At 64.9% G+C, this 11111-nt stretch carries 7 protein-coding genes and 2 pseudogenes; 6 read left to right on the forward strand and 3 right to left on the reverse strand.

Translation table 11 applies throughout. The annotated features are described in order from the left end of the window. The first annotated feature begins 222 nt into the window (after positions 1-222). Positions 223-855, forward strand: a complete 633-nt coding sequence (locus ACGF3C_RS10975) for a DUF7002 family protein (protein WP_393220907.1) — start codon at positions 223-225, stop codon at positions 853-855. Positions 856-2017: 1162 nt separating this feature from the next. Here the strand turns inward: ACGF3C_RS10975 and ACGF3C_RS10980 are convergent. The 3 genes from ACGF3C_RS10980 to ACGF3C_RS10990 form a co-directional block, all read right to left on the reverse strand. Further along, positions 2018-2485, reverse strand: coding sequence for a cyclic-phosphate processing receiver domain-containing protein (locus ACGF3C_RS10980; RefSeq protein WP_393220910.1), 468 nt, complete (start codon positions 2483-2485; stop codon positions 2018-2020). 87 nt (positions 2486-2572) lie between these two features. After that, positions 2573-3007 carry a hypothetical protein gene (locus ACGF3C_RS10985; RefSeq protein ID WP_393220913.1) on the reverse strand — a complete coding sequence of 145 codons (435 nt, stop codon included), beginning with the start codon at positions 3005-3007 and terminating at the stop codon, positions 2573-2575. A gap of 469 nt (positions 3008-3476) precedes the next feature. Further along, positions 3477-4838 carry a ricin-type beta-trefoil lectin domain protein gene (locus ACGF3C_RS10990; protein ID WP_393220915.1) on the reverse strand — a complete coding sequence of 454 codons (1362 nt, stop codon included), beginning with the start codon at positions 4836-4838 and terminating at the stop codon, positions 3477-3479. A gap of 418 nt (positions 4839-5256) precedes the next feature. Between ACGF3C_RS10990 and ACGF3C_RS10995 the strand changes: the two genes are divergently transcribed. The 5 genes and pseudogenes from ACGF3C_RS10995 (at position 5257) to ACGF3C_RS11015 (ending at position 11108) form a co-directional block, all read left to right on the forward strand. After that, positions 5257-6348 (forward strand): hypothetical protein, encoded by a 1092-nt coding sequence (locus ACGF3C_RS10995; RefSeq protein ID WP_393220918.1) that lies wholly within the window; start codon positions 5257-5259, stop codon positions 6346-6348. Between the two features lie 124 nt (positions 6349-6472). Next, positions 6473-8359, forward strand: coding sequence for a DUF4209 domain-containing protein (locus tag ACGF3C_RS11000; RefSeq protein WP_393220921.1), 1887 nt, complete (start codon positions 6473-6475; stop codon positions 8357-8359). A gap of 472 nt (positions 8360-8831) precedes the next feature. Beyond that, on the forward strand, positions 8832-9920 hold the full coding sequence (locus ACGF3C_RS11005; RefSeq protein WP_393220924.1) for a hypothetical protein: 1089 nt from the start codon (positions 8832-8834) through the stop codon (positions 9918-9920). A gap of 201 nt (positions 9921-10121) precedes the next feature. Then, positions 10122-10262, forward strand: a pseudogene (locus ACGF3C_RS11010) (site-specific integrase); the annotation flags it as partial. A gap of 50 nt (positions 10263-10312) precedes the next feature. Then, a pseudogene (locus ACGF3C_RS11015) lies at positions 10313-11108 on the forward strand (IS5 family transposase). Positions 11109-11111: the final 3 nt, after the last annotated feature.

An 11111-nucleotide genomic window follows, 5' to 3' on the forward strand; every position in this document is an offset into this window, starting at 1 on the left:
ACCCAGGCACCAGTCGCGAGCAGCCACTCAAGCCGTCCTGACCCCGAGCATGCGTCAATGGCGCGAGCTGGTCGTTACAAAAAGCGGCTGTCTCGGCAGGCGTAGGGGTAGCGGCGCAGACCGCCAGCGCTGCAGACCTCCCATCTGTCAACGGGGTGATGGGAGGATGACGACCGGATCGCTGATGGCCCGCACTGGTGGACGTTGGGCATCATGGCCGGCATGGACGTCGAGGAACTGATCGCGCGCCACCCGCAGGTCTTCCACACAATGTCGGCGACCGCTTGGCCATCGGTGCAACGACACGGCCTGCTGTCCACGCAGCAACTGGTCAGTCTGTTCGGCCTCGACGGTAGTGAGCGTGAGCGACTCTTGAGCGCACCACGCAAGCAGTCCACCGTTCTGCGCGCGCCTGGCATGCCGCCGGCCGTGATCCGCGATCAGAAGCCGATGAAGTTTATCGCCGAGAAGATCGATCCTGACTCCTCGCTGGCCGAGTACCTCGCCGCCATCAACTCTCGGGTCTTCTTCTGGGCCAGCGCCGAGCGACTGGACCGGCTGCGTCAAGCCAAGGAGTACCGCACGGGGGACCAAGTCGTCCTGCACGTCGACACCCGCGCTCTCGTCGAGCGATACGGCCCGCGGATCGAGCTCTGCCGGCTCAACTCTGGCGCGGTGACGCAGAAGAACCACCCCTTGCGAGGACACCGATCCTGGGTGCCGATCGCCGACTACCCCTACGACGAGTACCGCCGCCGGTTCGGCCGCGATGGCGCCCTGGCCGAGGTCACCGTCCTGGATGCCATCCCTGACATCCTCGACCTGACCAACAAGATCGAAGGCATTATCGACTGAGCCCCATCCCTTCGTGGCCAAGGGATGGCGATGCTCTCGGGAGTTGGCCCTGACGGGCGCGCGCTGGACTAGCGGGACATCTGGAGATCGCCTTGCAATCCCTGCCTCACCAGACGGCTCGCGAGCGCCGTCGCCTCGTCGACCCTACTGGTCGGATCATTCTGACGCGGCGTACGCCCGGCGGTCGGCCGGGTTCTGGGGCCGTCACGATGGAACGGGGCCTCGAAGTGTTCTGTGGTGGTCTGGCTCATCCGCCGCTGTACGAAGCCGAGTACTGAGCCGGCATCCTTCGGCCTGTCTTCGATCCAGGACGGACGTAGTCGACCAGGAGCACGACGCGGTCACAGGTGCCGTAGTTACACGCTTCGTCGCCCACTCGCAGCGCGCAGTCGTCGCGCCCGGAGTGCAGACCGAATCTGGACAGGGCTGAGGGCTTTGAACTGTTTCGGTGCGGCGAGTGGTCGGTGTGACCTCTCAGAACGAACTGAGGTCGTCAAGGGGTAGATCGATATCTGTCTCCATGTGCCTCGTCCAGGCGGTGCCAGCCGCCTGACATCTGGAGCATCACTCCTACCGGCAAAGCGTTAACCAGGGCCTTTTGCTCCTTGACGTCTCGCCAGGCACGCAGGCGTCAACGACCTTCGTGGCGCACTGCTGAGCCGCTGGTGTTGCGCCCACCGACCCTTTGCTGGCGCTCAGTGATCGGAATGGTGATCACGACGGCGGCGGCGCAGATCGGGCAGCCGTGGCCTCTGGTCGCTCGGCGGGTGGTAGCTTACCGACCCCTTCGTCGACGAGAAACGAGATTTGGCGTGATCGACTCCCAGACCGAGACCGGTTCCTCTGCCGGCTCGAAGCTTCCGCGTCGGTGGGCTGGGGTGGCAGTGGCATCCGTCGTGCTGCTGGCCCTGTTGGGCGGTGGAGCCGCTTATTGGCAGTTGGCCGACCGTGGGGATGAGGATCCGGGACTGACGGGGTGCCGGTCGGCTGGGGTGTTGGTTCGGGCAGGGCAAGGGGACATTGTGCCGGCCGATGAGATTCAGCGGGTGGGTGCCTTGTTCGAACGCTCGGCTCACGATGACTTGAAGTCCGCTGGTGTGTTTGCGGCGGGGATGGTGCAGCGGGTGCAAGACGCTCGCAACACCAGCCCCGGAGTTGACCTTTACCGTGCCGAGTTGGGTCGAGCTATTCCCCGCATGGCCTCTGCCTGCGACAGCCACGACGTGAGGGTCAAGGCATAGTTCGGTCGGCGATTGGTTGACGCCGGATCATCGCTTGGTCGGACCCGATACCCCCAGTGTCGTAGGACCTGGGCGACCTTTGCAGCGCCGGCCGAATTGGCGGAGTGGGCGTTGATGACGCCGACGTCAAAGGGGCACTTGTCGAAGGTAGCCCGTTCCAGAACCTCCACGACCGGCCAGACCGTGTCGTCCCCGCCCAGGTCGTGGTCCAGCCACAGCTGGTCCAGGCACCGGTCCCGGTACTGATCGAGAAGTTCAATTCCCGCGGGGCTGGTGCGCGCCACCTCGGCGCTACGGCCATCCACGAACGAACGGGGGTCATCGACCAGGAGGATTGTTCGGCGGGCATCGACGCGATGATGATGCCTGGCACCGTCACGATCTAACACGCGTACTTGCCGCGATCCGCGCGGCACGCAGCGTGACGGCTGGAGCTGCCGCTCCCCATTCGGAACTGCCGATGAGCGGGTAGGAGATCATGCGCGATGATCCGGTGCGGCATAGGAGGCGTCACTGTTCGGTGCTGAGCTGAACTTTCGTGTATCGCCACGTGCCAGTACTTCTTTGATCATCGGGCGGGTGTAGGCCTTCTCCGGATCCTCCGAAGCATCGCCGCCGTGGTAATACTCGCCTTCGTCGAACGCCTCGAACACGTCAAGAAACACCTCGGGTAGCGCTGTGTCGAGGGTGGCCGTGTGGTGAGCATGAAACCAGTTGACAATCTCGTCGCACGTCCCAAACGGCAATCGGCCCTGGTCATAGCGGGTGGCCAGTTCCATGGCCAGACCATCCAGGAAGGCGTCGTAGTCGAGCCGAGTCCACGCCGTCCATCGTTCGATATCCGCTGTTCCCGTGATAATTTCCTCGCCGCGCGCGTCCCGGCTGACGAGCTCTGTCAGCACCTCGCTCATCCCCATACGGAATTCCACCACGTACGCGACCGCCCGACGACTCTCTTGTCGATCATCCAGTAGCTCCCTGCCTCGAGTACCGGTGAGCCGGCAGAGGCCATGCACGCTTCTGCCGCGATCCGCGCAGAGGCGAACGTCTGCTGGTGACTCAAAGTGTGCAGGGACCCAGTGCCGGCGGCGGCGCAACAGTCGGGAGGTGAGTGTCAGCCGCATCGTGGGGCCCGAAGCTATTCAAGGGGTGGAATCAGCGGCCGTCGGTACTCGGTGCTGCGGCTGCTGCCGAAGTCCGCAGAATCGGCGCGGGCGAGCAGAGCGTCGACCTCGTCGACGATCAGGAAGGACGCCGTGGTGTGCCGGCCGAAGCGCGCCGGAGAAACCCGGCGCTGGTCGTATCTTGGAACGCGCGGAAAGGGCGCGGGAGCCTGTCCGCTCCCGCGCCCTGACCGTCAGCGTGCCCCTCGGCCGGCCGTCACGCGGCTTTCACGAAGGACTGTGCGGCCGATCCGTTGCAGTCCCAGATCTGTAGTCGCGCGCCGTCCGCTGTGGAGCCTTGCGGGGAGTCCAGGCACCTGTTGGAGTTCGGGTTGCGCAACCGGTTACCTTCCTGGACCCAGTTCTGTGCGCCGCTGCCGTTGCAGTCCCAGAGCTGCACCCTCGTGCCGTTGGCCGTACCCGCGCCGGTGACGTCGAGGCACCGGCCCAGCGTCCGCAGGGTCTGGCCGTCCCAACTCCACTGCTGGTCCCTTGAAACAGAAGGCCCCTGGCACGTCCACAGCTGCACGGCCGCGCCATTGCCGCCCGTGTCGTTTCCGCCCACGTCCACGCATTTGCCGCCCGGCCCGTTGATCTGCGTCGCGGGTCCGCCCGTGGGAGGCGGCGTCGTGCCCCCGCCGTCCTGGTAGTAGCGCACGTAGTCGATCGATGCGGTGAGCGGGAACTGGCTCTGCACGGGGTTCTGTCCGGGGTACGTGCCGCCCAGCGCCAGGTTGAAGATGACGTGGAACGGCTTGCGGAACTCCTCCAAGGTCGCCGGTGTCGTGTCGATTACGTGCGTTTGCACGCCGTCGATGTACCAGCGGATCTGCGCGGCAGTCCACTCGATCGCATAGACGTGGAAGGCCGCGGCGTTGTTGACGGTGGGGTTCGCGACGTAGTTGGCGTTCTGACCCGCTGTCCACGGGAACACGCCGGTTCGGAGATCCCAGAAGATGTTGTTCGTCACGGTCGCGTTCGCGTTCGCGTGTTCCATGATGTCGACCTCGCCGCAACTGGCCCAGTTGGTGGGCAGGCGGTCGTAGTAGGTCTGCGCTGGGTTGTAAGCGCTCGTGGACGTCTCGTCGCACGAGTCACCGAGCATCCAGAAAGCCGGCCACGATCCGGCGGCGGTCGGGAGCGCCATGCGCGCCTCGATGCGGCCGTACTGGAAGGACCTCTTCGTGTCCGTCGTCATGCGGCACGACGTCTGGTAAAAGTTGCGGCCGTTGACCGTGATGGGCGTCGTGAGCCAGTTGGCGCGCATCACCAGGTTGCCGCCGGACTGCGTGCAGTTCTCGGGGCGGTACCACTCCCACTCGCCGTTGCCCCAGCCGTCGAAAGTATTGAGGCCGGGGTTAAGGCCGTTGCCGACGTTGTAGTTCCAGTTGGCGCTGCTGGGCGCGCCGGCCCCGTTGAACTCGTCGGCCCACACGAGGTTCCACGCGGCCTGTGCGGGCTGCTGCTGGATGACCACGCTGCCGACCAGCGCGGTGGCGGCGGCGGTGAGGAGGACCATGAGGCGCCGACGGCTGCGTGACAGCGCTCGGTCCGCGAAACCTGCATTCCTGATCTTCATGTCGGGGGAGCCTCGCCTTTCCGTGGGGGATGACGGACCGACGCCATGCCCGGGGCCGACCCCGCGGCCGGACACGGCGAGTGGGCCACGGACACTCCCGCCCGGGGCGACCGAGAGTGCTCTTCCTGGACAAGCAATGCGAGCCATCAACGCGTGAGAGCGCTCTCACGCTAGCCACGCGGATCAATAAATGTCAATGGCCGATGAATGCCGTGTTGCCGGTGCATTGCCGGCTGGCAGGAGACCTGAGACAAGGATCAGCGACGCTACGGGTAGGTCCTGGCCGGCCTGCTCGAGATCCGAGACAGCGACTTGCCGCGCTGAGCTTCCGGCCACCCGGGAGCCGGGGCGGCAGTTCATGTTCGTGGCGCCGCGCGGCAACCATTGGCGGTACGAGGACTTCTACACGGACCGGTAGGTGAAGATCCGCGACCTGGCGCGGAAGAAGGGCCTGCCGAACCGGATGACGATGAACGGGATGCGGGACTTGCTGCTGACGACCGAAGACGTCGACTTGGCGGGCGTTGCGGACGATGGCCGGGCACGCGAGCGTGACCACGACATGAACGTCTACGTGCACGCGACACGTCGACACCACGAACCGGTGCGGCGGACCGTCGAGGATTTCCCTCGGCGTCGATGCCTTGACCACGGGTTCACCCGTCGGGTGGCGAGGCCTTCCGACAGGAAAAAGGGCGGCGGATCAACCGCCACCCGATCGGGGCGCCATCGAACGGCGTGCGGCACTGGCATCGGGCAGGCAAACGACAGCCCACCTACCGACCCAAGGTTGCGGCGGTGGGGCATCATGCCCATCGTGGAACCGTACCCCGAGGACAGCGACCGAAAGCAAGGGCTTGCGAAGTCCGCTGAGATGGCCATCTCATTCGTGCCAGTCGCGGGCAGCGCCCTCCAGGTCGCCTTCAATGAACTCGCTGGCCGGTGCCTTGCCGACCGACGCACACGATGGCTGAACGACCTCGCCGCGAAGGTGTACGAGCTCGAGGAGCAGGTCGGTGACTTCGCACGGCTGACCGACGAAGACGCGTTCATGGACGCGCTGACCACGGCCGCGCAGATCGCCGACCGCACCTCGCGGGCCGAGAAGCTCGAGGCGCTGCGCAATGCAGTCGTCAACTCCGTGATGCCCGACGCGCCGGACGTCGACACGCAACAGCTTTTCTTCGACGTGATCGACCGGTTCACCCCAACTCACATGCGAATGCTGCAGCTGCTCTCCGATCCACCTGGCTGGTTCGACTGCCACGGTATCGCTCGGCCGAACATCTACATGGGCCCGAAGATCGGCATCATCGAGGCAGGCATGCCGGAGCTTTCCGGCCGTCGCGATCTGATCGACCGGTACGCCGGGGCACTCGCCACCGCTGGCCTGATCAACCAGTCGCTCAGCGCGGTGATGACCGAGAACGGACTGTGGGTGCCAGCGACGACTCCGCTCGGTACCGAGTTCCTAGCGTTCATCGCCGACCCCGAGAGCAAGGTCGACTAATCCTGGGGCCGCCACGGGCAGTTCACGGGTTCGTCGCGCGCGGCTACGGCCACTGCTGCTGAAGGATCGTGATCGGGCACGCCGCGCAGCGACCCGCGCAGGCGAGAGCAAGGAGAAGACACAGTTGACGAGTACAGCCTCGAACAGAGGTGCGGCGGAGGATCCAATTGACCCCGCGTGGTGGGCTCCCGCACTGGTAGACGGGAATGGCCTCTCACGCGGGACCGAAAGCCCCGAGGTGCTTTCGCTCGACCTCGCCCGCCTGAGGGCTGAAGCCCACGCAGATGCAGGAGAGGACAGCCTCAGGACACGCGTGCTGGACGTGCTGGCGAAGGCCGCGTCCCCCATGCTGGTTCCCGACAACTGGACGGAGCCGTACGCGCCCGCCATGCAAATCGGGAATCGTCGATCGGAAATCCCCGACGACTTGAGTGAGCCGGAGCTCAAGTTGCTGGCCCGCCTGGTGCCCCTCATCGAGGAGCCGGTCCTGAAGGCCAGGGTCGCTGACATCGCTTGGGCCTACGGCGACCGGCGCAACATGGACCTGCTGTCCGCTGCGGTGAACGCTTACCGGTCGGTGCCGCTAAAGCGGGACGCCTGGCTTCGTGCAGGTCGTGACGGCTGGCGTCGGGCGATTGAGCTCTCGCTGCGCCGGGGCAACGCAGGCCGTCAGACCGTCAAGGAGATGACGACCGAGCTGGCCGAGTTTCTGTTTACCAAGGATGGCTCGGCGGGATTCATGCTGACTCAGATTTCGGACCTGCTGCGCGATGCCAGGTCCGTTGACCAGGCGGGCGCTCGGGATCTGGCCAACCACTTCGTGTCGCTTGCCGCTGCCGTCGCGGGGAACCACCGGCTCAGGCGCGCGTACGAGCGCCACGCCTGTACCTGGTACTTGCGGGCGGGCGAAACAGACCTTGCCAATGAGTGCACTGAGCGCGTCGGCCAGACGTACCTCGACGAGGCGGACGAGCGACTAGCGCAGGACAGGCCCGCACTCGTTGTCGGCACGTTTATCGAGAAGGCCATCGCGACCATACGCGGTCTTCCCCGGAAGTACCGCTCGGCGCGAGGTCTCGACGGGCAACTCCAGCAGCTGCGTGACCGGCTCGCTGACATCCGAGAGCTTTCTCTGGAGGAGATGATGCTCATCCAGTCGGATCCGATCGACATCACCCAGTATGTGGAGCACGCGCGCAAGGTCGTGTCCGGGAAGGAGGCACTCGAAGCGCTCGTGAGTCTCGCAGGAATCGTGCCGCTCATCGACGCCACGAAGGCGATGGCCGACGAACGAGAGCGCATGCAGGGGAGCCTGTCGGGTCTGTTCGGAATCTCGACGCTCAGCGCGGACGCACGCAAGGTCGCTGCTCGGGCGGGACTCGGTGTGGGCCAGCCGCCTGATGAGAGCGTCTTCGCCGAGGTAGTCCGGTCGTTCACGTTGAGGATCGACCTCCAGGTCAAGGCACTCATCTACCCTGCTCTCGAGGTGCTGATGCTCGAACACCGCTTCAACAACGGATTTCTCGCAGACATCTGCTACGAATCGCCGGTCGTCCCTGCGGGGCATACCGGTCTGTGGGCTCGCGGGTTGTGGCATGGACTTTCCGGTGACTTCCCGTCGGCTATCTCCGTGCTCGTGCCCCAGATGGAGCAGATGGTGCGCGGCTACATGAAGGCCCACGGGATCTTCACGCTCTTCGTGGACGAGAACGGCGTCGAGACCGAGAAGGGACTCAACACACTGCTTGAGATGCCGGAGTCGTCTCAGCTGTTGGGGCCCGATCTCACACTCGAACTGCGTGCTCTGCTGTGCGAACAGCTCGGCCCAAACCTGCGTAACGACCTGGCGCACGGGCTGCTCAACGACCCCCAGTCGTGGGGTGTCGGAGCGGTCTACGCCTGGTGGCTGTGCCTGCGACTGGTGGTCCTGCCCTACTACGGCATGCTTATGGAGGCCCAGGCAGAGAACGGCTCCGCAGGTGAGACAACGGACGTAGAGCGATCGAGCTGAGGGCCACTGCGGGAGCGATCAGTTCAGGGTGCCGCATGGACCGCAGCAGCACCACCTGGCAGCGCGGGCGGCGCGCCAGGTGCTGTGCTGGCCCCCAGCTTGTGACCGATCCTCCTAGGACGGTCTGGGGGTGATGCGGGGCTTTCCGGGTGCCGGCATTGGGCCGGCGCGAAAATCGATGAGTGCGAACCTCGTTGGAGCCGCAGAATTCGACTTCGGCCAGCAACCGATCCCAGTCTGCCCGGATCTCCGCCGTGCGACCCCAGGCTGTCCGAGGCGGGCGCGCGCGTGAGCCGCGCAGTCCAGATCGCGAGACATGATTCCGGCAATCCGCCGTCGTGTCTCATCGAACCTGGCCATCCGGTGGATCCCATGCACGTTAGCCAGATGAGTAGACAGATAGCACTGTTGGCCGCGTCGCCGAGGGGTTGAGTAGATGTCACAGGGTAGATGGCGAGCTGTCGGAGCTGGGATGTCCTTCGTCTTGAGTGCTGCGGTCGGCCTGGCAACGAACGCTGTGACAGCGAAACCGTCATCTGCGTGGTTGGCGGCTCTTACGGCGCTGGTGCTGTGTGGAACTGCGGTGCAAGTGGCCATCTCCACCATGGAGATTGGGCCCGGCGCGCCTAAGGGCGACGGAGGTACCACGCCTAGCGGTGAAGTCTGGCCCGAAGGGGCGAGCCGGCAGGAGATGCGACTTTCCGGCGGAAGCTTCGCTGTTCAAGCGAACGGACCCGTCAACATTGGAACCTCCCCGCCTCGCGCGGCACTCGCGATCGCTGTCGTAGCCGTCATCGCCTCAGCGGCGGTCCTAGCGGTTGCCTTGATCGCACTGAAACCTGACGAAGCCTCCATCCCTTCCAGGCCGAAGGCAACCACCAAGGACGGGTCACTCGACCCGTATGCCCTGGTTACGACAATCACCTCAACTACCAACCTGTGCCATGCTGTGGTGTTTCCGCGAGCTGCGTCGCCTGATGCCTCCGCCTTTATCAATCGCGTCGAATATCCCTCCCACGAGGACCTTTTTATGAAGGAGGAACTCGACGTAGGTGCCTACGCCTATGGTGAAGCGGAGATCCACCTGAATGCTCAATCTAATCTCCCGCAACAAGTGACGATCTACAACATTCGACTCGTTGACGTCGAGGTCAAGCCTCCGGTGGAGGGCTCGCTCATTTCGCTACAGACCTGCGGGGGTGACGCGGTTAACCGGATGGATATCCTTTTGAATGAGCCAGACAGGGGGCCGTTCCTAGAGGACGAGCAGGGGCATCGGACCGATCGCCGCTACTTCGACTCCCAAGTGATCAACTTAGCGCCTGGGAATAAGGAAAGTCTCGCAATAAAGGCAACCGTAAATCGTGGCGGGTCTCCGGGATCATACTCGTTCAGGCTGGCAGTTGATTTTGAAGTTGACGGAAACAAGTATACGAAGGTGGTCGACCGGGAGGGTCAGCCTTTTCGAGTGACGGGTCAGGTGTGCAAGTACGACGTAGTTCGGATGCCCCGGCAGTACTATGGCCCACTTGAAACCAGGGGGGAGTATCCGAGCTGCTAAATACATCGAGGCAGCACGCCCCGCGAACTCAGGGGCTGGAGAACGCCTGTGACGCCATGGCTTGTTACCGGGCGGGCATCGGCCCACCGGTCCCCGCGCAGACGTGAGAAGAAGATTGCAGCGGTGCAGCGGTGCCGGAGAGCGCTCAACCAGCAGGAGATCGGTTTAAGAGCTCTGTGAGGGCTTGGCGCGCTGACCTGGTTGGAGTCGCGGCGCTTTCCGCACACCCGGCGGGCCTACCTGCGCGACCTCGGCCACTACCTCGCCTGGCTCGCCGCGCTCGACCGGGATCCGCTGCAGGTCACCCGTCCCGACGTCGACGCCTACGTCGCCCTGCTGCGCGGCCAGCCTCAACCGGCGGCTGATCGCGTTGTCCAGCTGGTACCGCTACCGTGTCGGACGAGTTGTGGGCCGAGATCGCGCCGCTGCTGCCACCCCGTCCGCCACTGCGGCATCGGTTCCCGGGCCGCAAGCCCCTCGATGATCGCAAGGTGTTGTGCGGGATCCTGTTCGTGCTATATACCGCGATCCCCTGGGAGTACCTGCCCCAAGAGCTTGGGTTCGGGTCGGGAATGACCTGCTGGCGCAGGTTGCGGGACTGGAACGACGCTGGTGTCTGGCAACGACTAAATGAGGTGCTGCTCGGCAGACTCCGAGCCGCCGGGCAACTCGATCTGTCGCGGGCGGTGATCGACGGCTCCCACGTCCGGGCGCTCAAAGGCGGCCCAAAACCGGTCCGAGCCCGGTCGACCGCCGCAAGCCAGGCTCGAAACACCACGTCATCACTGACGCGGGCGGCGTCCCCCTCGCCGTGAGCCTGACCGCCGGCAACCGCCACGACGTCACCCAGCTCATGCCCCTGGTCGACAAGGTCCCTCGGATCAGGGGCATCCGCGGCAGACCGCGACAGCGGCCTGACCGGATCTATGCAGATCGCGGCTACGACTTCGACAAGTACCGCCGCGAGCTACGGACTCGCGGCATCACACCTGTCATCGCCCGCCGCGGCGTCCCGCACGGCTCGGACTCGGCACTCGGCGCTGGGTCGTCGAGCAGACCAACGCCCTGCTGCACTGGTTCCGCCGCCTCCGAATCCGCTGGGAGATCCGCGACGACATCCACGAGGCGTTCCTCACCCTCGCCTGCGCCGTCATCTGCTGGCGCCGACTCCAACGCTCAATGAGTTAGGAG

Source organism: Micromonospora sp. NPDC047762 (genome assembly GCF_043204655.1).
Lineage (GTDB): Bacteria > Actinomycetota > Actinomycetes > Mycobacteriales > Micromonosporaceae > Micromonospora.

Coding starts and splice junctions, on each gene's coding strand:
- ACGF3C_RS11005 (WP_393220924.1), top strand. CDS start 8,832: ATGTCCTTCGTCTTGAGTGCTGCGGTCGGCCTGGCAACGAACGCTGTG.
- ACGF3C_RS10985 (WP_393220913.1), bottom strand. CDS start 3,007: ATGAGCGAGGTGCTGACAGAGCTCGTCAGCCGGGACGCGCGCGGCGAG.
- ACGF3C_RS10975 (WP_393220907.1), top strand. CDS start 223: ATGGACGTCGAGGAACTGATCGCGCGCCACCCGCAGGTCTTCCACACA.
- ACGF3C_RS10990 (WP_393220915.1), bottom strand. CDS start 4,838: ATGAAGATCAGGAATGCAGGTTTCGCGGACCGAGCGCTGTCACGCAGC.